Origin of the sequence: Gordonia sp. (in: high G+C Gram-positive bacteria) (assembly GCF_047600385.1) — a bacterium.
In the GTDB taxonomy this organism is placed as follows: domain Bacteria; phylum Actinomycetota; class Actinomycetes; order Mycobacteriales; family Mycobacteriaceae; genus Gordonia.
Map to the genome: position 1 here is coordinate 2,090,427 of NZ_JASGKZ010000001.1, position 24,684 is coordinate 2,115,110.

Below are 24,684 nucleotides of genomic sequence, written 5' to 3' on the forward strand. Positions count from 1 at the left end.
CTTCCATGACTTCTCCCCGCCCCGCGTTCGGCCGTCTCCGGCCGGTCAGTGCCACGCTTCCCGACTTCCCCTGGGACACCATCGCCGAGGCGAAGGCCCGGGCGAACGCCCACCCGGACGGGATCGTGGACCTGTCGGTCGGCACGCCGGTGGATCCGGTGGACGGGGTGATCCGGGAGGCGCTGGCCGCGTCGTCGAGCTTTCCCGGCTATCCGACGACGGTGGGCACGCCCGCGCTGCGGGAGGCGGCGTGCGGGGCGCTGACCCGCCGGTTCGGCATCGAGGGGGTCGACGAGGGGTCGATCCTCCCGGTGATCGGGACCAAGGAGGCCATCGCGGGTCTGCCGAGTCAGCTCGGCGTCCGGTCCGGCGACCTGGTGGTGATCCCGGAGGTCGCCTACCCGACGTACGAGGTGGGCGCGCTCCTGGCCGGCGCGCGGGTGCTGCGCGCGGACTCCACGGTGGCGATCGGGCCGGAGAATCCGGCGCTGCTGTTCCTGAACTCGCCGTCGAACCCGACCGGCAAGGTGCTGCCCGTGGACCACCTGCGCAAGGTGGTGGCGTGGGCTCGCGAGCGCGACGTGGTCGTGGTCTCGGACGAGTGCTACCTGGGTCTGGCCTGGGAGCCGATGGACACCGGGAGCGCGGAGCGCCCCGATCACGCGCCGTCGATCCTGGATCCCCGGGTGTGCGACGGCGACCACACCGGCCTGATCGCGGTGCACTCGCTGTCGAAGGTCTCGAACCTGGCGTCGTACCGGGCGGGATTCCTCGCCGGCGACCGGGCGCTGATCGCCGAACTGCTCGCGGTGCGCAAGCACTCCGGCATGATCCTGCCGTTCCCGATCCAGGGCGCGATGGTCGCCGCACTGAACGACGACGCGCACGTCGACGCCCAGCGCGAGCGCTATCGTGCTCGCCGGACCAGGTTGAAGGCCGCGCTGGAGGGGGCGGGTCTCACCGTCGACCACTCCGAGGCCGGGCTGTACCTGTGGTCGACGCGGGGCGTCGACAGCCGCGAGACCCTCGACTGGTTCGCCGAGCGCGGCATCCTGGTGGCCCCGGGCGACTTCTACGGCCCGCAGGGCGAGCAGCACGTGCGCGTGGCCCTGACAGCCACCGACGAGCGGATCGACGCCGCCGTCGCCCGCCTCTCCGCGGTCGAGTAACCGCCGTCGCCGCCCCCTCGTCGGGGTGGTCGTCCTCCCGTCGGTGGAGTCGCTCCCTCGCTGGTGGAGTCGTTCCCTCGCTGGTCGAGCGGAGTCGAGACCACCGACGGGCGGAACGGAGCGCACCCCGGCTTCGACACGCCCCCGCACGGTGTTTACGGGCGGTCGACGGTGGTGTGTGGATCTCGACTCCGCTCGATCGACGAGGGGCACGTCTCGATCCACGAGGGGAACTCTCTCGACGGTCGTGATCCACGAAGCGGTCTCGAGACCATGCCTTGAGCGCAGGAAAAGAGTGCTGTCCACGCCCACGACTGACCTCGAATGCCAGAGAGGCTGGGTCGCCCGGTTCGCTTCTGAGCCCTCCGCAGATTCTCGGAACGAGCGCACAGTCTCGAGACGGGCCGAGGACTGCCGAAGAAGCGAACCGGGCGGCCCAGCCGCCCAGAAAACGAGATCAGTCGTTGGCGTGCAAAGCCTCGTTGAGCGCGATCCCGTCGCCCGACGAGGCCCGCACCTCCACGGTCCCGGTCTCGGAGTTGCGACGGAACAGCAGGTTGTTCCGGCCGGCGAGCTCGCGGGCCTTCACGACCTTGCCGTCGGGGCCGGTCACCTTGGTACCCGCGGTGATGTAGAGCCCGGCTTCGATGATGCAGTCGTCGCCGAGCGGGATGCCGCAGCCGGCGTTGGCGCCGAGGAGGCAGCGGCGGCCGATGGAGATGATCTCCTTGCCGCCGCCGGACAGGGTGCCCATGGTGGAGGCGCCGCCGCCGATGTCGGAGCCGTCGCCGATCACGACGCCGGCGGAGATCCGGCCCTCGACCATGGAGTTGCCGAGGGTGCCGGCGTTGAAGTTGACGAAGCCCTCGTGCATCACGGTGGTGCCGGAGGCGAGGTGGGCGCCGAGGCGGACGCGGTCGGCGTCGCCGATGCGGACGCCGGTGGGGGAGACGTAGTCGACCATGCGCGGGAACTTGTCGATCGAGTACACGGTCACGTGGCCGCGGGCGCGCAGCCGGGTGCGGGTGGCTTCGAAGCCCTCGACGGCGCACGGGCCGAAGTTGGTCCACACGACGTTGGTGAGCAGGCCGAAGATCCCGTCGAGGTTCTGGCCGTGCGGCTTCACCAGACGGTGCGAGAGCAGGTGCAGGCGCAGGTAGACGTCGTGGGCGTCGGCGGGGGCGTCGTTCAGGTCGGCGATCACGGTCTTGACGGCGACGGTCTTGACGCCGCGGGCGCCGTCGACGCCCACCAGGTCGAGCAGTTCGCGGGGGGTGTCGACGTCGCTGAGGACGGTGGTGCCGGCGGCGCCGGCGGCAGAGCTCAGTTCGGGGGCGGGGTACCACGTGTCGAGGACGACGTCGTCGTCGGTGAGCGTGGCGATTCCGATGGCAACAGCACCTTGAGTAGTCACGCCGGCCAGTCTATCGACTCCGGTCAGGTCCTCGGGTCGTGGATCTGCACGGTGGTCAGGGTCTCGTGGAGCCGGTTCTGCAGGGGGATGTCGCCGAGCGGGGCGATGCCGACGGCGATGGTGACCGGGCCGGTGCCGAGCACGACGAGGAAGACCGCGTCGCCGCCGCGGGTCGCGTTCGTGGAGTCGGCGTCGGTGGCGAGGCGGGCCGCGAGGTACACGTATTCGACGCCGTGGTCGCTGACACCGTCCTGGCTGCGGGTGATCACCGGGGGCAGCGGCGACATCCCGCGGTAGCGCGGCAGGTAGATCAGGCAGCGCAGGAAGGCCTCGCCGGTGTCGCGCAGGTAACCGCGTGACTGGCCGGGAACGGTGACCAGCCCGAACAGCGGGGTGGTGCCGGGGGCGGGGGTGCTGTGCGACGCGGGTTGGACGATCGGGGTGGTGCGCCGTCGGTTCACGGGGGCGGCCGTCAGCTGTGCGCGGGAGGCCATCGGGAGTGCTTCGGTGCTGGTCTTCCACCCTTCGGGGAGCACGTTCCCCGGCACCGAGGCCGTGCCGACGTCGATGCCGTTGCTCGACATCGGCTGCCCGGCGTTGCCGTCGGTGCAGTTCGCGGGTTTGGTGGGTGTGGCGAGGGGCGGCTCGGCGGCCGAGTCCGGCGGCCGGTTGGCGCCTCCGGCGGTGTAGGCGATCACGCCGACCACCGCGACGAGGGCGAGGAGCAGGACGAGGGCGCTGATGATCAGCTTCCGGGTGCGCTGTCCGTTCGTGCTCTCGGCGGTGTCGCCGGACCGGTTCAGCCGTTCGGTGTCGGCGGCGCGCATCGCTCCGGTGGCGCTCCGATGGAACGCGGAGGGCAGGGAGAGGGGGCGGGATGCCGGATCCGGGTACGACGAGTTCGCGCGGTCGGGAGCGGGGTCGTCGTCGTGGGCCATGCGTTGCATCATTCCCTGCAGTCACAATTTTCGCACCTGTGACACTCGGGGTGTGATGGATTCGGTTTTCCCGCCCGCGGGAGAGATCTCCGTCGTATCCGATATGTCGGATTCGCGCGGGGGTTCGGCACCGTTCGACGACTCCTCGCCGCCGGGCGCGGCGATGCCGCGGAACCGAGTCCTCGCTCCGGCGCGGGGCCTCACTACAGTGGAGGAGTGACCGTTCCAGACCTGAACCTGCGTGCCGATCCCGTCGACCTGACCGCGGCGCTGGTGGACATGCGCAGCGTGAGTCGTGACGAATCGCTGATCGCCGACGCGGTGGAGGCGGCGCTGCGGGCGCAGACCCGCGGCTTCGAGATCTCCCGTTTCGGCAACCGCGTGCTGGCCCGCACCCATCGGGGCAGGCCGACGCGCGTGGTGCTCGCAGGGCACCTGGACACCGTCCCGATCGCCGACAACGTCCCCTCGTGGCGCACCGACACCCCGGAGGAGGGGGACGTGCTCCACGGGTGCGGCACGGTCGACATGAAGTCCGGGCTCGCGGTGTTCCTGCACCTGATCGCCACGCTCGACGATCCGGCGCACGACCTCACGCTGATCGCCTACGACTGCGAGGAGATCGCCGCGCAGCACAACGGTCTCGGTTTCATCGAACGCGAGAAGCCCGAGTGGCTGGCCGGGGACGTCGCGATCCTGGGCGAGCCGACCGGCGGGCTGATCGAGGCCGGCTGTCAGGGCACGCTGCGGGTCCGGCTCACCGCGAGCGGCGTCCGGGCGCATTCGGCGCGGTCGTGGATGGGCGAGAACGCCGTGCACAAGCTGGCGCAGGCGCTGACGGCGCTCCAGCGTTACGCGCCGCGCCGCGTCGACATCGACGGATGCGAGTACCGCGAGGGGCTGTCGGCCGTGGCGATCTCGGGCGGGGTGGCCGGGAACGTCGTCCCCGACGAGGCGTACCTGGACGTGAACTTCCGGTTCGCCCCGGACCGGACGCCGGAGCAGGCCTTCGAGCACGTCCGCGAGGTGTTCGCCGAGAGCCTGGCCGACGGGACGCTGGTCGCCGAGGTCACCGACTCGGCGCCCGGCGCGCTGCCGGGACTGGGCAATCCCGCGGCCGCGGGATTGGTCGAGGCCGCGAACGGGCGGTTCCGGGCCAAGTTCGGCTGGACCGACGTCGCCCGGTTCTCGTCGCTGGGGGTGCCCGCGGTGAACCTGGGCCCCGGCGATCCGAGCCTGGCCCATCGTGCCGACGAACGGGTCCCGGTGGCCCAGATCCGCGAGGTGACCGAACTGTTGCGCGCCTACCTCACCGCATGAGCCGGGCCGGGTTGCTAGCGTGTGCTCCATGACACGCGAACCGCTCGACGACGACGTGCCCGTCGACGACACCCTCCGGTACGCCGGCGCCGCTCGGATCCGGGTGAGCGAGGGCGAGGGTTACGTCACCAGCGACGAGAAACTGCTGGCCTGGGTCGATCCGGCCGACGAGGGCCGCGCGGTGGCGCGCACCGCGCGCGACGCCTGGCGGGTGCTGCGCATCCAGTCCGAGTTCGTCGCCGGTTTCGACGCCCTGGAGAACGTCGCCGAGGCGGTGACGGTGTTCGGCTCGGCGCGGGTCGCGCCGGACGGCGAGGAGTACGCGACCGGCGTCGAACTGGGTCGGCTGCTCGCGCAGGCGGGGTACGCGGTGATCACCGGAGGCGGCCCCGGGGCGATGGAGGCGGCCAACAAGGGGGCGTTCGAGGCCGGCGGGCAGTCGATCGGCCTCAACATCGAGCTCCCGTTCGAGCAGCACCTGAACCCGTATCTGACGATCGCGACGAACTTCCGGTACTTCTTCGTCCGCAAGACGATGTTCGTGAAGTACGCGCAGGCCTTCGTCTGCCTGCCGGGCGGCATCGGCACCCTCGACGAGCTCTTCGAGGCCCTCACCCTGGTCCAGACCGGGAAGGTGAAGAGGTTCCCGATCGTGCTGATCGGCCGCGACTACTGGGGGCCGCTGGTGGGCTGGCTGCGGGACACGCTGCTGGCCGAGGGCATGATCAGCCCCGGCGACGTCGACCTGCTGACGTTGGTCGAGACCCCGGAGGAGGCCGTCGACGTCGTTCGGGCCGCGGTCGCCGGATGAGCGCGATCTGCGTCTACTGCGCGTCCGGGCCGGTCGACCGGGAGTACCTGGATCTGGCCGAGCGGACCGGTGCGGCGATCGCCGAGGCCGGGCACACGCTGGTGACCGGCGGCGGCCGGGTCGGCATGATGGGCGCGGTGGTCCGCGGGGCGCGGGCGGCCGGCGGCTACACCGTCGGCATCGTCCCCGAGCATCTGATGAAGGCCGAGGTGGCCGACACCGACTCGGACGAGTTGATCGTCACCGACACCATGCGCGAGCGCAAACGTCTGATGGACGAGCTGTCGGATGCGTTCATCACCCTGCCGGGCGGGATCGGCACCCTCGAGGAGCTGTTCGAGACCTGGACCGGCGGTTTCCTCGGCGTGCACGACAAGCCGATCGCCCTGCTGAATCACGACGGCTTCTACGACCCGATGATCACCTGGCTCGCCGATCTGGCGACCCGCGGGTTCGTCGCGCGCTCGGCGCTGGACCGCCTGCGGGTGGTATCGGATCCGGGGGCCGCGCTGGCGATAACTGACTCATCGGTAAGGTAATCCCCGACACACCCGGTCGAGAATGGAGTGAGCCCGAGCATGGTATCCACCGATAGCCAGAACGCAGCGCCGACACGGAGCACGGTCGGTGTCACCGACCTCCTCAAGGGCGTCGCGCAGATGGCACCGGACGCGCTGTCGATGGTACGGCACGCTCCGGGCTTCCTCATCAAGTCGCCCGCCCAGAAGCGGACGATCGGCCTCATCTTCCAGAAGCTCGCGCACAAGCACCCGGATCGGCCGTTCGTCCGGTTCGAGGGGGAGACGATCACCTACGGCGAGGCCAACCGCATCGTCAACCGCTACTCCGCGGTGCTCGCCGAGCGCGGTGTGACCACGGGCGACGTGGTCGGCGTGCTGGCCGAGAACAGCGCCACCGACCTGCTGGTGATCCTGGCGGCGCTCAAACTGGGTGCGGTGGCCGGCATGCTGAACTACAACCAGCACGGCCACGTGATCGACCACAGCATGGGACTGCTGAACGCCAAGGTCCTGGTCCGCGATCCGCAATGCGTCGAGGCCTGGGAGACGATGAGCCCGGACGCCAAGCCCGAGCACGTGCTCGACTTCGCCGAGCTGGACGCCGCCGCCGAGGGCAAGCCGGACGCCGATCCGGCCGTCACCGCGCAGCTGCCCGCGTCGACCACCGCGTTCTACATCTTCACCTCGGGCACCACCGGCCTGCCCAAGGCCAGCATGATGAGCCACAACCGCTGGATGGCCAACTACGACGGCATCGGCGGGCTCGCGGCACGACTGCGCCCCAGCGACACCATGTACGTGGCGCTGCCGATGTACCACAACAACGCGCTCTCGGTATCGCTCGGCGCCGTCCTGGCCGGCGGCGCGTGCATCGCCGTGGCCCGCAAGTTCTCCGCCAGTCGGTTCTGGGACGACGTGATCGCCAACCGCGCGACGGCGTTCTGCTACATCGGTGAGCTCTGCCGTTACCTGCTGGCCCAGCCGGAGAAGCCGACCGACCGCGGGCACGCCGTGCGGGTGATCGTCGGCAACGGCATGCGGCCGGAGATCTGGGAGGAGTTCTCCGAGCGTTTCGGGGTCGGTCGGATCGTCGAGTTCTACGGTGCCAGCGAGCTCAACCTGGCCTTCGTCAACGCGTTCAACGTCAGTCGCACCGCGGGCTTCTGCCCGCTGCCGTTCAAGGTGGTGGAGTACGAGGCCGACGGCAGCCCCAAGCGCGACGCGAACGGCCGACTGCGCACGGTTCGCAAGGGCGAGCCGGGCCTGCTGATCGCCGAGATCAGCGAGCGGGTCCCGCTCGACGGCTACACCGACGACACCGAGACCGAGAAGAAGATCATCCGCGACGCGTTCAAGGACGGCGACGCCTACTTCAACTCCGGTGACCTGGTCCGCCAGCAGGGCTTCCTGCACATCGCCTTCGTCGACCGGCTCGGCGACACCTTCCGCTGGAAGGGCGAGAACGTGGCGACCACCGAGGTGGAGAGCGCGCTGGGCACGTTCGACGCCGTCGAGCAGGCCGCCGTCTACGGCGTCGAGGTGCCCGGCTGCGACGGCCGCGCCGGCATGGCCGCGCTGACGCTGGCGCAGGGCGCCGAACTCGACGGCAAGGCGCTGGCGGCGCACCTCTACGAGGCTCTCCCGACCTACGCCGTGCCGCTGTTCCTGCGTCTGGTCCCGCAGCTGGAGGCCACCACCACCTTCAAGAACCGGAAGGTGGAACTGCGCGACGAGGCCTACACCGACACCGGCGACGACCGGGTGCTGGTCCTCGCCTCGCGGGCCGAGGGCTACGTGCCGATCTACGACGGATTCACCGACGAGGTCGCCGGCGTGAAGGCATCGAACTGAACGGACCGGCCCCGGACGCACCGGCGCCCGCGACCCTCTGCGGGCGCCCGGTGGCGGCTGATCGCGCGCTCGTGATGGCGATCGTCAACCGCACGCCGGACTCCTTCTACGACCGCGGGGCCACCTTCTCCGACGAGGCCGCCCAGCGGCGGATCGATCAGGTGGTGGCCGAGGGCGCCGACGTCGTCGACATCGGCGGGGTGAAGGCCGGACCCGGCGAACGGGTCGATGCGGCCACCGAGGCCGACCGCGTGGTCCCGCTGATCGCCTGGATCCGGGAACGTCATCCCGACCTGGTGATCAGCGTCGACACCTGGCGCAGCGAGGTGGCCGTCGCCGCGTGCGCGGCCGGCGCCGACCTGATCAACGACACCTGGGCCGGCGCCGACCCCGAGCTGGTCGCGGTGGCCGCCGAGACCGGTGCCGGACTGGTCTGCTCGCACACCGGCGGGGCCGTCGTACGGACCCGGCCGCATCGCGTCCGGTACGACGACGTGGTGGCCGAGGTGGCCGACGAGCTCACCGCGGCCGCCGAACGCGCGGCCGCCGCCGGGGTGCGGCGCGACGGGATCCTGATCGATCCGACGCACGACTTCGGGAAGAACACCCATCACGGGCTGGCCCTGCTGCGGCGCCTCGACGCGCTGACCGGCACCGGCTGGCCGGTGCTGATGGCGTTGAGCAACAAGGACTTCATCGGCGAGACCCTGGGGGTGGAACTGCATCAGCGGGTGGCCGGTACGCTGGCCGCGACGGCTTTGGCCGCCGCCGCCGGGGCCCGCGTCTTCCGCGTGCACGAAGTCGCCGACACCCGCCGGGTGGTGGACATGGTCGCCTCCATCGCCGGCACGCGACCGCCTGCCCGGACGGTTCGAGGATTGGCATGAGTGAACTGGCATGAGTGAGACGACGAGCCCGGCCCGCACGCACGCGTGGGACCGGCCGGAGTGGACCGTCGACGAACTCACCGCGGCCAAGGCCGGCCGCACCGTCTCGGTGGTGCTGCCCGCGCTGAACGAGGAGGCCGCGGTGGCCGGGGTCGTCGCCTCCATCCGGCCGCTGGTCGGCGGGCTGGTGGACGAGTTGGTGGTGCTCGACTCCGGATCCACCGACGCCACCGCCGAGGTGGCTCGGGCCGCGGGCGCTCGCGTGGTGGCCCGCGACGAGGTGTTCCCCGACCTGGATCCGCGCCCCGGCAAGGGGGAGGCGCTGTGGCGGTCGATCGCGGCCACCACCGGCGACCTGATCGCCTTCGTCGACGCCGACCTGATCGATCCCGACCCGATGTTCGTCCCCCGGCTGCTCGGTCCGCTCCTGCTCGACCCCGAGGTGCACCTGGTGAAGGGCTACTACCGCCGGCCGCTGCTGGCCGGGGGCGCCGAGGTGGCCGACGGCGGCGGACGCGTGACCGAACTGCTCGCCCGCCCCCTCCTCACCGCGCTGAAACCGGAGCTGGGCGAGGTGATCCAGCCGCTCGGCGGCGAATACGCCGGGACCCGGGAACTGCTCTCGTCGGTGCCCTTCGCCGCGGGATACGGCGTCGAGATCGGCCTGCTGATCGACACCTACGACCGCTACGGGCTCGCCGGCATCGGACAGGTGAACCTCGGGGTCCGGGTGCACCGGAACCGTCCCCTGCACGAGCTCGCGGTGATGAGCAGGCAGATCCTGGCCACGGCCCTCTCCCGCTGCGGGATCGAGGACTCCGGGGTGGGGCTGACCCGGTTCGTCCCCGCCGCCGACGGCACCTTCACACCGCATCCGGCGCCGCTGACCGTCGCCGACCGTCCGCCGATCGCTACCCTGAAGCCGTGCTGACCATCGCCCTCTACATCCTCGGGATGCTCGCCGTCGTGGCGCTCGTGTTCGTCGTCGTCTGGTTCGGATTCGGCCGCGGCGAAGAACTGCCGCCGGTGCCCAAGCGGACCACGCTCACCCGGCTGCCGCGGGTGGGCATCGGGGGCGACGACGTCCGGGGCCTGGTGTTCCAGCAGACCTTCCGCGGGTACGACACCGAGGAGGTCGACTGGGCGCTGGAGAAGCTGGCCCGCGAGATCGACGACCTGCGTGCGGTGGTGCACGACCTGTCGGTGCGCGACGCCGAGAGCGCCGCACCGGCCGACACCGCCACGATCGAGGTGGCCGATCCGTCCCGGCCGCGGTGAGGAGATGCCCACCACGTAGGATGGAACCCGTGCTGCTCGCAGCGCGCAGTGTCTGTCGGTGAAGGGAGCGCGAGAATGGCGGCGATGAAGCCCCGTATGGGTGACGGTCCGTTGGAGGCGGTCAAGGAGGGGCGCGGCATCGTGGTGCGCATTCCGATCGACGGCGGCGGCCGTCTGGTCGTCGAACTGAACGACGCAGAGGCCTCGGCGCTCGGGGAGGCCCTGCGCGAGGTCGTGGCCTGAATCCAGGCCCGCCGCAGCTCTGGCACACCTGTGCCGGACTGCTGTGCTGTCCGGTGTGCCGCGATCGGCTCGCCGTCGACGGCCGCACGCTGATCTGTCCGCTGGGCCATCGTTTCGACCTGGCCCGGCAGGGTTACGCCCCGCTCCTGAGCGGGCGCGGTCGTGCACATCGCAGCGACACCGCGCCGATGGTGGCCGCCCGCAGGCGGATCCTCGACGCCGGGGTGTTCGCCGCGGTGCAGCGGGAGCTCGCGGCGCACACGGATCCGGCGTCGTCGTCGATCGTCGATGCGGGGGCCGGCACCGGTCACTACCTGGCGTCGGTCCTCGACGCCGCCCCCGAGGCCCACGGCATCGGCATCGACCTCTCGAAGTACTGTGCGCGGGCCTGCGCCCGAGCCTCGGAGCGGGCGATCTCGGTGGTCGCCGACCTGTGGGAGGGCCTCCCGGTCCGATCCGGGACGGCCGACGCGGTGCTGTCGGTGTTCGCCCCGCGCAACCTCGCCGAGACGGCGCGCATCCTGGCCCCCGGCGGCCGCTGGCTGATCGTCACCCCGAACCCCGGGCACCTGCATCAGGTGCGGGAGGAACTGGGCATGCTCCGGATCGGCGCGGAGAAACTGGAGCGGCTGCACCGCGATCTGGCGGGCGGCGGGTTCGTCGTCAATGCGGCGGTCCCGGTGGTCTCGACCGTCGTGCTGACCGCCGCGCGGCTCGCCGATCTCGCCGGGATGGGACCGGCCGGGCACCATCGCACCGAGTCGGAACTGGCCGCGGCGGCCGCACACGTGGCCGGCGCCGCGGGGGAGCACCCGGTGACCCTCGACGTGACGCTCACCGTCGCACACGTGGACCGACCGCACGATCGGTCCTGACCCGGGCCTCATCCGGGACCGAGTACCCGAACTCACGGTGCCCACCGGACGCGCGCGCGGAGAAGCGGATATGTTGGACGCGTGAGATCTCAACCGCACGTGCTCGGAATCGTTCTCGCAGGCGGCGAAGGCAAGCGACTCTTCCCCCTGACCAAGGACCGCGCCAAGCCCGCGGTCCCCTTCGGCAGTTCGTACCGACTGATCGACTTCGTCCTCTCCAACCTGGTCAACGCCGGATACGAACGCATCTGCGTGCTGACGCAGTACAAGTCGCATTCGCTCGACCGCCACATCTCGCAGACCTGGTGGTCGTCGGGCTTCCACGGGGAGTTCATCACTCCGGTCCCGGCGCAGCAGCGGCTCGGGCCGCGCTGGTACACCGGCAGCGCGGACGCGATCTACCAGTCGATGAACCTGATCTTCGACGAGAACCCCGAGTACATCGTGGTCTTCGGCGCCGACCACGTGTACCGGATGGACCCGTCCCAGATGGTGGAGCAGCACATCGCCAGCGGTGCCTCGGTGACGGTCGCCGGGATCCGGGTGCCGCGCACCGAGGCCGTCGCGTTCGGCTGCATCGACTCCGACTCCGACGGCCGGATCACCCGGTTCCTGGAGAAGCCGTCCGATCCGCCCGGGACCCCGGACGACCCGGACGTCACCTTCGCCTCGATGGGCAACTACGTCTTCACCACCGAGGCGCTGGTGGAGATGCTGCGCAAGGACGCCGCCGACCCGGACTCCGACCACGACATGGGCGGCGACATCATCCCGGCGTTCGTCGCCAAGGACGAGGCCTACGTCTACGACTTCGCCGACAACCAGATTCCGGGGGAGACCCCCGAGGACAAGGGCTACTGGCGCGACGTCGGCACCATCGACGCGTTCTACGACGCCCACATGGACCTGGTCTCGGCCAAGCCCGCGTTCAACCTCTACAACCAGCGCTGGCCGATCCGCGGCGAGACCTCGCATCTCCCGCCCGCCAAGTTCATCGGCGGCGGCAGCGCCAACGACTCGATGGTCGGCGCGGGCTGCATCGTCGAGGGCGCGATGGTGCACGGCTCGGTGCTCGCCACCGACGTGGTGATCGCCGAGGGCGCCGTGGTGCAGGGCAGCATCCTGATGCCGGGCGTGCGCATCGGCCGGAACGCGGTGGTGCGCAACGCGATCCTGGACAAGAACGTCAAGGTGAGCGAGGGCGGCCAGATCGGCGTCGACCTCGACGGCGACCGGGAGAAGTACACCGTCAGCACCGGCGGCGTGGTCGCCGTGGCGAAGAACACCGTCGTCTAGACATCCCGTCCCGCGTCGGGACGCGACGGACACCGGCCGCCGGAGCGCCGCCGAGGGCGTATCGCCGTCCTCGGCACGCAGGCGGCCGGTGTCCGTCCTCCGCATTGGGGGCGGGGAGCCGGCCGGGAGCCGGTTCTCCTCGCCCAGCGGGGGCGGGATTCCGGGGCTACGATCGGTCCGTCGAACGACCGCAACGGCGGCCCGGCCGCCTGAGGGAGCCTCATGTCCGAGTCCTTGGAAGTCCACCCCGCCGACCCCGACGACCGGCCGCTCTCCGCGCCGACGGTCGAGGAGTTCCGGGCGTCGCTGCTGCGACACCTCCGATACGCGATGGGTACCGATCCCGCACACGCGTCGACGTTCGCGTGGCGGATGGCGCTCAGCTACACCGTCCGCGATCACGCGATGGAACCGTGGTTCGAGGCCACCCGGCGCACCTGGAACGAGCAGCGCAAGCGGATCCACTACCTGTCGATGGAGTTCCTGATCGGCCGGCTCCTGGAGGACGCCGCGATCAACCTGGGGCTGCGCGACGTGGCCGCCGAGGCGCTGGCGCAGCTCGGCCTCGACTTCGCCGAGATCGCCGACGACGAACCCGACGCGGCGCTCGGCAACGGCGGCCTCGGCCGGCTGGCGGCCTGCTACCTGGAATCGATGGCCACCCTGGCCTGCCCGGCCTACGGTTACGGCCTGCGGTACGAACACGGCCTGTTCCGGCAGCATTTCGCCGGCGGCAGACAGATCGAGGAGCCCGAGGACTGGCTCGTCACCGACAACGCGTGGCAGTTCACCCGGCCGGAGGCGGCCTATCCGGTGGGACTGCGCGGCGAGGTGACCGAGCACGACGGGCGGACGATCTGGACGCCGCGGCTGCGGGTGACCGCCGAGGCGCACGACACCCCCGTCGTCGGGTGGGGCGGCCGGTGGGCCAACACGCTGCGACTGTGGGCGGCCAAACCCGGCGCCGAACAGTTCGACCTCGCCCGGTTCAACGCGGGCGACTACGCGGCCGCCGCCGAACCGGAGGCCTGGGTCCGCACCCTCAGCCGCGTCCTGTACCCCGACGACACCACCGAACGGGGCAAGGAACTGCGGCTGTCGCAGGAGTACTTCCTCACCTCCGCCTCGGTCCAGGATATCGTGCGCCGCTACCTGAAGGACCACGACGACCTGCGCCGACTGCCGGAGTTCGTCGCGATCCAGATGAACGACACGCACCCGGCGATCGCCGGACCCGAACTGATCCGGATCCTCCTCGACGAGCACGGCTTCGGCTTCGACGCCGCCGTCGACACGGTGACGAAGGTGCTCGGCTACACCAACCACACGCTGCTCCCGGAAGCGCTCGAACGCTGGTCCGTGGGGCTCCTGGGCAAGGTGCTGCCGCGGCATCTGCAGATCATCGCCCGCCTCGACGAACGGGACGTCGAACTGCGCGGGCCGCGGCCCGACGGCATCGGCCTGATCGCCGACGGCGACGTGAAGATGGGCGAACTGGCCTTCGTGACCAGCCACAAGGTGAACGGCGTCTCGGCCCTGCACACCGATCTGGTCCGCGAGAACCTGTTCCCGGAACTCGACGCGCGGCACGGCGGCCGGATCGTCAACGTGACCAACGGGGTCACGCCGCGGCGTTGGCTCAAACTGGCCAATCCGCCGCTGGCGGACCTCGTCACCGAACGCATCGGTCCGGGCTGGGAGACCGATCTGGATCGGCTGCGCGAACTGGATGCGCTGGCCGAGGACCCGGAGTTCCGGGAGAGCTTCGGGGCCACCAAACGTCTGGCCAAGGAACGCTTCACCGGGTGGCTCGCCGAGCACCACGGCATCGATCTCGGCGTCGACGCGCTCTACGACGTCCAGGTGAAGCGCATCCACGAGTACAAGCGGCAGCTCCTCAACATCCTGTGGACCGTCGCGCACTGGCAGCGGATCAAGGCCGACCCCGGCGCCGGCTGGGTGCCGCGCGTGAAGATCTTCGGCGGCAAGGCCGCCCCCAGCTACACGATGGCCAAGGACGTCATCGCGCTCATCAACGACGTCGGCACCGTGCTGAACGACGATCCGCAGACCCGCCACCTGCTGCGGGTGGTGTACCCGCCGAACTACAACGTGTCGATGGCCGAGAAGCTGATCCCGGCGGCCGACCTCTCCGAGCAGATCTCCACCGCGGGCATGGAGGCCTCGGGCACCGGCAACATGAAGTTCGCGCTCAACGGGGCCCTGACGATCGGCACGCTCGACGGCGCCAACGTGGAGATCCGCGAGCAGGTGGGCCCGGACGACTTCTTCCTGTTCGGCCTCACCGCCGACGAGGTGGCGCGGCGCCGCGGCGAACCCGGGCACGCGCGCGCCGCGATCGAGGCGAGCGAGCCGTTGCGCGACGTGCTCCAGGCGATCGCCGAGGGCGTCTTCAGCCCCCGCGAGGAACACCGCTACGGCGCGATCCTCGACATGCTCTGGAACAGCGACTACTTCCTGGTCACCGCCGACTTCGACGCCTACGACGCCGCGCAGACCGAGGTGGAACGGGCCTACCGCGACTACGAGCGGTGGCAGACGATGGCCGTCCACAACATCGCGCGGATGGGTTACTTCAGCTCGGACCGGGCGGTCCGGCAGTACATGAGCGAGATCTGGGACATCGAGTCGGCGCTGTAGCGGCGCCGAGCCCCTTCGACACGGGTGCTCGTGCCTCGCTCCCGGCTCAGGGAGCGAGGCACCACCGCTCCCTGAGCCGATCGCGAACGCAGTGAGCGGGCGAGTCGAAGGGGCTCCGGCGCGCGGTGCGGCGGCTCGCTCTCCGCGTCTGGACGTCGGTCCGGTTACCGCCGGATCATCGTTGGATGAACGTCCGGCGCGGGGGTCGTTCTCGGCGCGCGGACTCGGCGCGGCGGTGCTTGGATCGAGGTGGACGAGCAGGTCGAGCACGATGGCGAGGGACCGCGATGACCGGGATGGGTGCGCTCGATCGGGTGCTCGACGCCGCCGCGGTGCGGCGCATCGAGACCGGGCGGCACGACGATCCCTTCGCGGTGCTCGGGCCCACCGCCGACGGACGCCGCGTCGTCGTGCACATGCCCGGCGCGGAGCGGGTGTGGATCGTCAACGACACCGACGAGGCACCGGCGTGCCCGGCCGGGACCGGCGGGGTGTTCGTGGGGCCCGCGCTGCCGTTCTACCGGCTGCGGATCGCCTGGCCCGACGGCACCGAAGAGCAGCGGCACGACCCGTACCGGTTCGGTCCGGTGCTCGGCGCCGTCGACGAACACCTGATCGGGGAGGGCACCCACCGCCGGCTGTGGGAGGTGCTCGGGGCGCACCCGATGACGCACGAACTCGTCGACGGCGTGCACTTCGCGGTGTGGGCGCCGAACGCCGAGCGGGTGAGCGTCGTCGGCGAGTTCAACCGCTGGGACCCCACCGCGCATCCAATGCGGCCGCGCGGGGCGACCGGGGTGTGGGAGCTGTTCGTCCCCGGACTCGACGAGGGGACCGTGTACCAGTACGACCTCGTCGCCGAGGGCGGACGCCCGCTGCCGCGCAAGGCCGATCCGGTCGGGCTCGCCGCGCAGCGGCCGCCGCACACCGGTTCGGTGGTCCGTCGGCCCGGCGGGCACGTCTGGCACGACGACGAGTGGCTCGCCGTCCGCGACCGACGCAACACCGTCGATGCCCCGATCAGCATCTACGAGGTCCACCTCGGGTCGTGGCGGCGGATCGTCGACGCGGAGGACGACCGGACGGAAGACGACCGGACCGGTGCGGATCGAACCTCTCGCCGGTCGAGCCCCTCGCGGGTCGAGTCCCCCTCGCCGGCTGAGTCCCCCTCGGTGGTCGAGTCCCCCTCGGTGGTCGAGCGGAGTCGAGACTTGACCACGGACGACCGGACCGACGCGGCGGACCCGGAGACCGGGCCCGCGCCCGGGCGCCCGCCGACCTACCGCGAACTGGCCGTCGACCTGATCGAGTACGTCGCCGACTTGGGTTTCACCCACATCGAGGTGCTGCCGATCGCCGAGCACCCGTTCGACGGGTCGTGGGGCTATCAGCCGATCGGCCTGTTCGCGCCCACCGGCCGCTACGGGACCGCCGCGGAGTTCGCGGCCCTGGTCGACGCCGCCCACGCGCGCGGGATCGGCGTGCTCGCGGACTGGGTCCCCGGGCACTTTCCCACCGACCGGCACGGACTCGGCCGGTTCGACGGCACCGCGCTCTACGAGCACGAGAACCCGCAGGAGGGCTTCCACCCCGACTGGAACACGCTGATCTTCAACTACGGCCGACCCGAGGTGGCGAACTACCTGATCGCCAACGCGCTCCACTGGCTCGGCGAATACCACCTCGACGGGCTGCGCGTGGACGCCGTGGCGTCGATGCTCTACCGCGACTACTCGCGCGCCCCGGGGGAGTGGGTGCCCAACGAGGACGGCGGCCGGGAGAACTACGAGGCCATCGCCTTCCTGCAGGAGGCCAACACCGTCGCCTACGCCGCCCACCCCGGCACGATGATGATCGCCGAGGAGTCGACCACCTTCCCGCGAGTGACCGGCCGGGTCGACGACGGCGGTCTCGGTTTCGGTTTCAAATGGAACCTGGGCTGGATGAACGACTCGCTGAGGTACTTCGGCACCGATCCGATCCACCGCCGCCATCACCACAATGCGCTCACCTTCGGCATCACCTACGCGTTCACCGAGAACTTCGTGCTGCCGATCAGCCACGACGAGGTGGTCCACGGCAAGGGCTCGATGTACGGCCGGATGCCCGGAAGCCACGCCGACAAGCTCGGCAACCTCAAGGCGTTCTACGGCTACATGTGGGGGTATCCGGGGAAGAAACTGCTGTTCATGGGGCAGGAGTTCGGGCAGCCGGCCGAATGGGATCACGACGCCGCACTCGACTGGGCGGTGCTCGACGACCCCGGCCACGCCGGGGTGCGCGGCGTGGTCCGCGACCTCAACCGCCTCTACCGGAGCCTGCCCGCGCTGCACCGGTACGACGCCGATCCGCGCGGCTTCAGCTGGCTGCTGGTGGACGCGGCGGCCGAGCAGGTCTTCGCGTGGGTGCGGCGCGGCGACCCGGGGGAGGCGCACGTCGTCGTCGTGGTGAACCTGGCGCCCGTCGAGCGGACCGGATTCCGCCTCGGATTCCCGATGCCGGGCCGGTGGATCGAAGTGCTCAACACCGACTCGGCCCTCTACCACGGCGGCGACCGCGGCAACGCCGGCGCCGCCGAGACCGAACCCGTTCCCGCGCAGCGCGAAGCGCAGTCGGCGCTGCTGACCCTGCCTCCGCTCTCCGCTCTCTACTTCCTCGAGGACACGACCGCCCATGACTAGTCACCGCATCCTCTCCGTCGCCTCCGAGTGCTTCCCGCTGGTCAAGACCGGGGGACTGGCCGATGTCGTCGGCTCGCTGCCGCAGGCGCTCGAAGCGCTGGGCAGGCACACGCGGGTGCTGCTGCCCGCCTACCGAGACCTCCTCACCCGGTTCGACTCGCTGCACCCGGTGTGGGAGCACGACGACCTGTTCGGCGGGCGGGGCACGGTGCTCGCCGGCCGGCACGACGGCCTGGACATGCTGATGCTCGACGCCCCCCACCTGTTCGACCGGCCCGGCGGACCGTACAGCCTCGACGGCCACGACCACCCCGACAACCACGTGCGGTTCGCGGCGCTCTCGTGGGTCGGCGCCCGCCTCGCGATCGACGGCACGGGCGACGGGTGGCGGCCGGACGTGGTCCACGCCCACGACTGGCAGGCGGGGCTGGCGCCGTCGTACCTGCGCTACGCGGGGAGCCCGGTGCCGACGGTGCTCACCATCCACAACGCCGCCTTCCAAGGAGTGTTCGGCGCCGATCAGCTCGACGCGGTGCGGTTGCCCACCTGGGACTTCACCCCGGAGTCGCTGGAATACCACGGGCTGGTCAGCTCGCTGAAGGCCGGGATGGCGCACGCCTGGAAGGTGACCACGGTGAGCGCCACCTACGCCCGGCAGCTGACCACCCCGGAGGTCGGTTTCGGCCTGGCGGGGGTGGCCGCCGACCGCGCCGGGCGCGGCGACCTGAGCGGCATCGTCAACGGGATCGACACGGCGGTGTGGAACCCGGAGGACGATCCGCACATCGTCGGGTACTCGGCGTCGTCGACGGCCGGGAAGGAGGTGGACCGCAAGACGCTGCTCGAGGAGTTCGGTCTGACCGAACCGCGCGGCCCGCTGGCCGTCGTCGTCAGTCGGCTCACCCACCAGAAGGGCATCGATCTGCTGATCGACGCGCTGCCGGGGTTCCTCGAAGCCGGCGGGGCGGCGATCGTGCTCGGCACCGGCGACCCGCGATACGAGCACGATCTGACGCGGCTCGCCGACCGGTATCCGGGGGCGGTCGGGGTGCGGATCGGCTACGACGAGGCGCTGAGTCACCGGATCTACGCCGGCGGCGACCTGGTCGCGGTGCCCTCCCGGTTCGAGCCGTGCGGGCTGACCCAGCTCTACGGGCTGCGGTACGGCACGCTGCCGCTGGTCGCCGCGACCGGCGGTCTGCGCGACACGGTGACCGACGCCTCGGCGGAGAACCGGCACGCCGGGACCGCCACCGGCTTCACCTTCGACGACATCAGCGCCGACGGCCTGGCCGGGGCGTTCGCGCGGGCGCTGGAGTTGTACGCCGACCGGCCGGCGTGGGAGCGGGTGCGGGCCCGGGGCATGGCGACGCCGGTGGACTGGCACTCGTCGGCGCAGGAGTACGCGCGCCTGTTCGACGCCCTGGTCGCGTGACGGCGGGGGACGTCCCGTGACGCGGCCGCCGGTCTCGGAGGGACGGCCCTGGCCGCTCGGGGTGACGCTCGACGAGACCGGGGTGAACGTCGCGGTGTGGTCGTCCACCGCCGAGCGCATCGACTTCTGCTTGTTCGCTCCGGACGACGACGGGGCCGACCGCGAGGAGGCGTACCCGCTGGCGTTCCGGACCGGGTGCGTGCACCACGCGCATCTGGACGGGGTGACGGCCGGGGCCCGCTACGGACTGCGCGCACACGGCCCGCACCGCCCGGCGCAGGGCCTGCGGCACAACCCGGCCAAACTGCTGATCGACCCGTACGCGCGCGCCCTCGACGGCGTCCTCCGCTGGGATCCGCTGATGGCGGGCTGCATCGGCGACGACGACCTGCTGCCCGACCTCCGCGACAGCGCATCCGTCGTGCCCAAGGCCGTGGTGGTCCCGCCGTCGAGCACCGGACCCGGACCGGACCCGGCGGCGAACCGGCCGGGGCACGCGACCGCCGACTTGGTGATCTACGAGGCGCACGTGAAGGGACTCACCGCCGCACACCCCGGGGTGCCGCCGGAACTGCGCGGCACCTACGCGGGGGCGGCGCACCCGGTGATCGTCGAACACCTGGTGTCGCTGGGGGTGAACGCCGTCGAACTGCTGCCCGTGCAGGCGTTCCTCGACGACCGCGGACTGGTGGCGAAGGGTCTGACCAACTACTGGGGGTATCAGCCGATCGCGTGGTTCGCCCCGGAACCGCGGTATGCGCGCGCCGATGCCGTCGCCGAGTTCCGCTCCCTGGTCCACACCCTGCACGACCACGGCATCGAGGTGCTGTGCGACGTCGTCTTCAACCACACCGGGGAGGGCGACGAGTTCGGCCCGACGCTCTCGCTGCGCGGACTCGACAACGGCACCTACTACCGGCTGCAGGACGGCGGACGGCACCACCTCGACGACACCGGCACCGGGAACACCCTGGCGGCCGACCGGCTGCCGGTGCTGCGACTGGTGCTCGACGCGCTGCGCCACTGGGTCGTCGAGTTCGGCGTCGACGGATTCCGATTCGACCTCGGCGCGACGCTCGGCCGCGGCGCGGAGGGCTTCCGGCCCGGCGGGCCGTTCTTCACCGCGCTGCTGCAGGACCCGGTGCTGGCCGGGGTCAAGCTGATCGCCGAACCGTGGGACATCGGCCCCGGCGGATATCAGCTCGGCCACTTCCCGGTGCCGTTCGGGGAGTGGAACGACGAGTTCCGCGACGACCTCCGGCGGCTCTGGCGCGGCGACACGACGCCGGGCGCGGCGCACCTCGGCTCCCGGCTGCTCGGCTCGGCGAACCGGTTCGACCACTCGGGGCGGCCGGCGACGTCGTCGGTCAACTTCGTCACCGCGCACGACGGCTTCACCCTGGCCGATCTGGTGTCGTACGCCGAAAGACACAACGAGGCCAACGGCGAGGACAACCGCGACGGCCACGCGCACAACCACTCGGACAACCTCGGCGTGGAGGGGCCGACCGACGATCCGGCGATCCGGGCCGCCCGCGCCCGACGGGTCCGCGGCCTGCTCGCCACCCTGCTCGTGTCCCAGGGGGTGCCGATGCTGCTGGCCGGGGACGAGATCGGCAACGGACAGGGCGGCAACAACAACGCCTACGCGCAGGACGACCCGGTCGGCTGGGTCGACTGGTCCGCGCCGGACACCGACCTGTGCGCGCTGGTGCGCACGCTGATCGCGGTTCGGCGCGCCCAGCCGGTGCTGCGGCAGCGGACGTTCGTGCACGGCCGCGAGCGGGCCGACGGGCGGCGCGACGCGGTGTGGTCGTGCGCCGACGGCACCGAACCCGGCCCCGGCGACTGGCACGACCCGCGGCAGCGGACGATCGCGCTGACGCTGCGCGGGGCCGCGGGCGATCCGGTCGCCGAGCGGCTCGACGCCCCGGTGTGCGTGATCGTCAACGCCGGCGGCGACGTGGAGTTCACGGTGCCCGGCGCCGACGGCCACGAGTGGGCGGTGGCCGTCGACACCGCGCGGGCGCGGCCCGCGGAGTGGTCGGAGCGCTATCCGGTGGCCGAACAGTCCGTCGTGGTGTTCGTCGTCCGGGAGTGAGCCTCGGTACGGCTCTCTTCGTCGGGACGCTGTAGGGACACGAGAACTCGGTGTTCTCATGGTTCCGTACCCAGCGAAAACGCCGACTCGGCTAGTTCTTGTGACTCGCCAGGGTCGGGAGCACCAGCCCCAGCGCGAGGTCGATCGGATCGGTGGAGCGCTTCACGCGGGCGATCATGATCGCACCCTCGATCGCGCTGATCGCCGCGAGTGCGGTGTCGTCGGCTGCTGATCGCTCGACTCCCGACTTGACCAGCGCCTGCGCCAGGAGGTCGGTCCAGTCGTCGAGCACCTCGGCGACGACCGGGCCGAGGTCGACATCGTCGTACGCCTCCAGCGCTGCGGCGCCCACGGGGCACCCGGCACGGAATTCGGACTTCACCAACTGCTGCTTGTAATACTCACCGATCCCACGGATCAGCGCGTCAGGGGGAGCCCCGGCGTCGACCGCCGCCCGCAGCAAGGAGCTCACCGAGTCACCGGCCAGGCGCAGCGCATCACCCAGCAATTCGTTGCGTCCTCCCGGGAAGTGGAAGCCGACCGACCCTCTCGGCGCACCGCTGCGCCGCAGCACTGCGGCGACAGTGGTACCGGCGACACCTTCTTCCCGCATGACCAGCGCCGCACCGGCCACCATCCGCTCTCGCGTATCGGTCTTGACACCCATCGACAACCTCCCTAATATGCCATGCAGCATACCATAGTAAGGATCGAACATGCGTGAGCTGACCTTCATCAAAACGGGGCGACTCGAGTGGCGAGATCGTCCCGAACCGACGATCACCTCGCCTGGCGACGCCCTGGTGCGCCCCTTCATCGCAAGCCGGTGCGACGGCGACACCCTGCCGCTCCACTCGCACGTGTCCCGCCCGATGCAGGCGGGGGTGAAACTCGGCAGGATCGATCCGGTCGTCAGCTCGATCGTCGGCGAGGTCCCCTTTCAAGGGCCCTGGGGCATCGGTCACGAGGCGGTGGCCCAGGTGACCGCGATCGGCGACGACGTCACCGGGATCTCAGTCGGCGATGTGGTGGTCGTGCCCTGGGCGATGGCGTGCGGCACCTGCTACGAATGTCGGCTCGGTCTGACAGCGAAATGCTCGACCCTGGGAACGACATCCCCTGGCAAGACTCTCTCGGCCTACGGCTTCGGCCCCGAGTGCGGCACCTGGGGCGGCATGATCACGGACTCGCTGCGCATTCCGTTCGCCGACTTCAACCTCGTCAGGGTCCCGGACGGCGTCGATCCGCTACGAGTCGCCGCAGCCAGCGACAACCTCACCGACGCATGGCGCTCGGTCGTCCCGCCCCTGACGCAGCGCCCCGAAGGCAAGGTCCTCGTGATCGGCGGCGGAGGGCAGAGCATCGGTCTCTACGCGGCCGGACTGGCCGTCGCCAACGGCGCCTCACGAGTCGACTACCTCGACGACCGTGACGAACGGCTCGGCGTAGCGGCGGACTTCGGTGCGACCGTGCACAAGGTCTCCAAGAACAGGAGACGATCGCTGCTCGACTCGATCCCAGACCGCTACGACGTCGTCGTCGAGGCTTCGTCGAAACCGCAGGGGTTGCGTGACGCCCTGCGCGCACTGCGCCCCGGCGGAACATGCACCGGAACCGGCTACTACGTCGACACCGGGACGAAGCTGCCGGTGATGGACATGTACGCCACCAGCGCCACCCTGAACGTCGGCGTCTCGCACGTCCGGCCGCACCTCCCGGCCCTCCTCGATTTCATCGCCGAAACCGGATTCGAAGCCGAAAAGGTCACGTCCCTTCACGCGGACTGGGACGACGCTCCCCAGGCGTATCAGGCTCACACCACAAAGGTCGTGCTCCACAGAGAACCACTTCCCGCCGTCTCACTCCGAGAATCGAACTCCAGGAAGCAACGATGATGACGGAACCGGCCGAGAGCCTGTATCGACGAACCCGAACAGACGGTGCCGCAGAGTTCTTCCTCCCGACCAGCCCCGAGGCGGTCGGCAGCCCGTGGGGTCCGATCCAGCACGGAGGGCCGATCGGCGCGCTTCTGGCCCGTGCGATCGACAACTGCGAGCCGACCGCCGACACCCGGATCTCGCGGATCACCATCGAGATCCTCGGACCGGTGCCCCCGGCCGAGGTCAGGGTCACCGCCCGAGTCCGTCGCCCGGGTCGGCGAATCGCCTTGCTCGAAGCCACACTCGAAGCCCAGAGCGACGACGGCGCGTGGCGGCCCTGCGCCCTCGCGTCGGCGTGGCGGCTGTCCACCCAGCCGACAGACGACGTCGCCCGTCACGCAGACCGGGTCCGGACCCTGCCGACAGCCGACGATCCCCGACTCGAGGAGTTCACCACACCCGGGGCGTGGTCCTCGGGCGGGTTCATCGGCAACATCGATTGGCGGATCGAGTCCTTCGGCGGCCGGGCCGGCGAACCCACGATGGCCTGGACCGACCTCCGCGCCGGATTGGTAGAAGGAGAACCGCCCACCGAACTGGAACGCCTCGTCGCCGTCGCCGACAGCGCGAACGGTGTGGGCGCGCGCCTGGACCCGGCACGCTTCGCCTTCTTGAACACCGAGACGACCGTCCACCTTTACGAACCTCCCCTCGGACCTTGGTACGGCATCGAAGCCGAAAGCTCGATAGGCGGCGACGGCGTCGGAATGAGCCACGCGGTGCTGCACTCGGCCGCCCACCCCATCGGCAAGGTGGTCCAGAGTCTCCTTGTTCAGCGCTTGTAGAGTCGCCGTGCTTCTACTCTGAGATGTCGACACGTCCGAGGGGCATGGAGGCGGGCTGTCGTTGCCCTCTCTCGGTGCCGACTGGCGCCGCTTGTTCGGGAGTGACTGGAGCGTCAGGTTCGAGCTGATCGGCGAGTTCGTCTCGGTCGTCGTGTCCATGACGCATCACTTCTTCCTCTTCTTCTCATGCACCCGGTGCGGTCGCCGGATGAGGTCGGCGCGGAGCGGCAGGTCCTCGACGCCCCGGTTCAAGTGTGCGTCCTCGGCCGCGAGTTGGTTTAGAACGAGTGATCCCTGGTGGTCCTGCATGACCGGCGCGGATACACGGGGGCCTCGTCGGGCAGCGGACTCCCCGCCAAGTCCTCGCATCGAATCACCGACGACAGTGTTTCCTCGGTTCCCTGAACCGAGGAGGAGCGCAGTGACGAGTCGAAGGGGCGGCCCACCGAGAAAGATCACGAAAGGGGTCTCGACTCCG

The 24,684-nt window shown here is 70.7% G+C and carries 20 protein-coding genes; 17 read left to right on the forward strand and 3 right to left on the reverse strand.

Annotated elements, in window-relative coordinates; all coding sequences use genetic code 11:
• Positions 1-5: 5 nt before the first annotated feature.
• Positions 6-1,169 carry a succinyldiaminopimelate transaminase gene (gene dapC / locus QM809_RS09260; protein WP_415045493.1) on the forward strand — a complete coding sequence of 388 codons (1,164 nt, stop codon included), beginning with the start codon at positions 6-8 and terminating at the stop codon, positions 1,167-1,169.
• Positions 1,170-1,626: 457 nt separating this feature from the next.
• Here the strand turns inward: dapC and dapD are convergent, their stop codons facing one another.
• Together dapD and QM809_RS09270 are read right to left on the reverse strand one after the other, a co-directional pair.
• Positions 1,627-2,583, reverse strand: coding sequence for a 2,3,4,5-tetrahydropyridine-2,6-dicarboxylate N-succinyltransferase (dapD, locus tag QM809_RS09265; RefSeq protein WP_415045494.1), 957 nt, complete (start codon positions 2,581-2,583; stop codon positions 1,627-1,629).
• 23 nt (positions 2,584-2,606) lie between these two features.
• Positions 2,607-3,521 (reverse strand): hypothetical protein, encoded by a 915-nt coding sequence (locus tag QM809_RS09270; protein WP_415045495.1) that lies wholly within the window; start codon positions 3,519-3,521, stop codon positions 2,607-2,609.
• Positions 3,522-3,737: 216 nt separating this feature from the next.
• On the opposite strand from QM809_RS09270, the gene dapE reads away from it, so the two are divergent.
• The 14 genes from dapE (at position 3,738) to glgX (ending at position 21,481) form a co-directional block, all read left to right on the forward strand.
• Positions 3,738-4,841 carry a succinyl-diaminopimelate desuccinylase gene (gene dapE, locus QM809_RS09275; RefSeq protein ID WP_415045496.1) on the forward strand — a complete coding sequence of 368 codons (1,104 nt, stop codon included), beginning with the start codon at positions 3,738-3,740 and terminating at the stop codon, positions 4,839-4,841.
• A gap of 28 nt (positions 4,842-4,869) precedes the next feature.
• Positions 4,870-5,652, forward strand: coding sequence for a TIGR00730 family Rossman fold protein (locus QM809_RS09280; protein WP_415045497.1), 783 nt, complete (start codon positions 4,870-4,872; stop codon positions 5,650-5,652).
• Entirely contained in the window at positions 5,649-6,191 is a 543-nt protein-coding gene (locus tag QM809_RS09285; RefSeq protein WP_415045498.1) for a TIGR00730 family Rossman fold protein, read from the forward strand. Before QM809_RS09280 ends, QM809_RS09285 begins: the two co-directional genes overlap by 4 nt.
• A gap of 39 nt (positions 6,192-6,230) precedes the next feature.
• Complete coding sequence (locus QM809_RS09290; protein WP_415045499.1) at positions 6,231-8,024, forward strand: long-chain-acyl-CoA synthetase; 1,794 nt, start codon at positions 6,231-6,233, stop codon at positions 8,022-8,024.
• Between the two features lie 74 nt (positions 8,025-8,098).
• On the forward strand, positions 8,099-8,911 hold the full coding sequence (gene folP, locus QM809_RS09295) for a dihydropteroate synthase (RefSeq protein ID WP_415047047.1): 813 nt from the start codon (positions 8,099-8,101) through the stop codon (positions 8,909-8,911).
• Positions 8,912-8,921: 10 nt separating this feature from the next.
• Positions 8,922-9,842 carry a glucosyl-3-phosphoglycerate synthase gene (locus QM809_RS09300; RefSeq protein WP_415045500.1) on the forward strand — a complete coding sequence of 307 codons (921 nt, stop codon included), beginning with the start codon at positions 8,922-8,924 and terminating at the stop codon, positions 9,840-9,842.
• Positions 9,836-10,189: a DivIVA domain-containing protein gene (locus QM809_RS09305; RefSeq protein WP_415045501.1), complete on the forward strand. Its 354-nt coding sequence runs from the start codon at positions 9,836-9,838 to the stop codon at positions 10,187-10,189. The genes QM809_RS09300 and QM809_RS09305 overlap by 7 nt, the downstream gene beginning before the upstream one ends.
• Positions 10,190-10,264: 75 nt before the next feature.
• A complete protein-coding gene (locus QM809_RS09310; RefSeq protein ID WP_415045502.1) occupies positions 10,265-10,432 on the forward strand; it encodes a DUF3117 domain-containing protein in 168 nt (55 codons plus the stop codon).
• A gap of 53 nt (positions 10,433-10,485) precedes the next feature.
• Positions 10,486-11,307: a methyltransferase domain-containing protein gene (locus QM809_RS09315; protein WP_415045503.1), complete on the forward strand. Its 822-nt coding sequence runs from the start codon at positions 10,486-10,488 to the stop codon at positions 11,305-11,307.
• Positions 11,308-11,388: 81 nt separating this feature from the next.
• Positions 11,389-12,603: a glucose-1-phosphate adenylyltransferase gene (gene glgC, locus QM809_RS09320; RefSeq protein ID WP_415045504.1), complete on the forward strand. Its 1,215-nt coding sequence runs from the start codon at positions 11,389-11,391 to the stop codon at positions 12,601-12,603.
• 222 nt (positions 12,604-12,825) lie between these two features.
• On the forward strand, positions 12,826-15,264 hold the full coding sequence (locus tag QM809_RS09325) for a glycogen/starch/alpha-glucan phosphorylase (RefSeq protein ID WP_415045505.1): 2,439 nt from the start codon (positions 12,826-12,828) through the stop codon (positions 15,262-15,264).
• Positions 15,265-15,551: 287 nt separating this feature from the next.
• Complete coding sequence (gene glgB / locus QM809_RS09330; RefSeq protein WP_415045506.1) at positions 15,552-17,945, forward strand: 1,4-alpha-glucan branching enzyme; 2,394 nt, start codon at positions 15,552-15,554, stop codon at positions 17,943-17,945.
• The gene (gene glgA / locus QM809_RS09335; RefSeq protein WP_415045507.1) at positions 17,938-19,380 is read left to right on the forward strand and encodes a glycogen synthase GlgA; all 1,443 of its coding nucleotides are present in this window, start codon (positions 17,938-17,940) and stop codon (positions 19,378-19,380) included. The genes glgB and glgA overlap by 8 nt, the downstream gene beginning before the upstream one ends.
• A gap of 16 nt (positions 19,381-19,396) precedes the next feature.
• Positions 19,397-21,481 (forward strand): glycogen debranching protein GlgX, encoded by a 2,085-nt coding sequence (glgX, locus tag QM809_RS09340; RefSeq protein ID WP_415045508.1) that lies wholly within the window; start codon positions 19,397-19,399, stop codon positions 21,479-21,481.
• 91 nt (positions 21,482-21,572) lie between these two features.
• Here glgX and QM809_RS09345 read toward each other — a convergent pair whose 3' ends face one another.
• Complete coding sequence (locus QM809_RS09345; RefSeq protein WP_415045509.1) at positions 21,573-22,199, reverse strand: TetR/AcrR family transcriptional regulator; 627 nt, start codon at positions 22,197-22,199, stop codon at positions 21,573-21,575.
• 154 nt (positions 22,200-22,353) lie between these two features.
• On the opposite strand from QM809_RS09345, the gene QM809_RS09350 reads away from it, so the two are divergent.
• Both QM809_RS09350 and QM809_RS09355 read left to right on the forward strand, forming a co-directional pair.
• The gene (locus QM809_RS09350) at positions 22,354-23,376 is read left to right on the forward strand and encodes a zinc-dependent alcohol dehydrogenase (protein ID WP_415047048.1); all 1,023 of its coding nucleotides are present in this window, start codon (positions 22,354-22,356) and stop codon (positions 23,374-23,376) included.
• A complete protein-coding gene (locus QM809_RS09355) occupies positions 23,373-24,206 on the forward strand; it encodes a thioesterase family protein (protein ID WP_415045510.1) in 834 nt (277 codons plus the stop codon). Before QM809_RS09350 ends, QM809_RS09355 begins: the two co-directional genes overlap by 4 nt.
• The last annotated feature ends 478 nt before the right edge of the window (positions 24,207-24,684 follow it).

What these genes read in the sequence shown, in the direction of transcription:
- QM809_RS09280 (WP_415045497.1), top strand. Translation starts at nt 4,870, where the DNA reads ATGACACGCGAACCGCTCGACGACGACGTGCCCGTCGACGACACCCTC.
- QM809_RS09345 (WP_415045509.1), bottom strand. Translation starts at nt 22,199, where the DNA reads ATGTTCGATCCTTACTATGGTATGCTGCATGGCATATTAGGGAGGTTG.
- QM809_RS09355 (WP_415045510.1), top strand. Translation starts at nt 23,373, where the DNA reads ATGATGACGGAACCGGCCGAGAGCCTGTATCGACGAACCCGAACAGAC.
- glgA (WP_415045507.1), top strand. Translation starts at nt 17,938, where the DNA reads ATGACTAGTCACCGCATCCTCTCCGTCGCCTCCGAGTGCTTCCCGCTG.
- QM809_RS09350 (WP_415047048.1), top strand. Translation starts at nt 22,354, where the DNA reads ATGCAGGCGGGGGTGAAACTCGGCAGGATCGATCCGGTCGTCAGCTCG.
- folP (WP_415047047.1), top strand. Translation starts at nt 8,099, where the DNA reads ATGGCGATCGTCAACCGCACGCCGGACTCCTTCTACGACCGCGGGGCC.
- glgB (WP_415045506.1), top strand. Translation starts at nt 15,552, where the DNA reads ATGACCGGGATGGGTGCGCTCGATCGGGTGCTCGACGCCGCCGCGGTG.
- dapC (WP_415045493.1), top strand. Translation starts at nt 6, where the DNA reads ATGACTTCTCCCCGCCCCGCGTTCGGCCGTCTCCGGCCGGTCAGTGCC.
- QM809_RS09325 (WP_415045505.1), top strand. Translation starts at nt 12,826, where the DNA reads ATGTCCGAGTCCTTGGAAGTCCACCCCGCCGACCCCGACGACCGGCCG.
- QM809_RS09285 (WP_415045498.1), top strand. Translation starts at nt 5,649, where the DNA reads ATGAGCGCGATCTGCGTCTACTGCGCGTCCGGGCCGGTCGACCGGGAG.
- QM809_RS09310 (WP_415045502.1), top strand. Translation starts at nt 10,265, where the DNA reads ATGGCGGCGATGAAGCCCCGTATGGGTGACGGTCCGTTGGAGGCGGTC.
- QM809_RS09270 (WP_415045495.1), bottom strand. Translation starts at nt 3,521, where the DNA reads ATGGCCCACGACGACGACCCCGCTCCCGACCGCGCGAACTCGTCGTAC.
- QM809_RS09290 (WP_415045499.1), top strand. Translation starts at nt 6,231, where the DNA reads ATGGTATCCACCGATAGCCAGAACGCAGCGCCGACACGGAGCACGGTC.
- QM809_RS09300 (WP_415045500.1), top strand. Translation starts at nt 8,922, where the DNA reads ATGAGTGAGACGACGAGCCCGGCCCGCACGCACGCGTGGGACCGGCCG.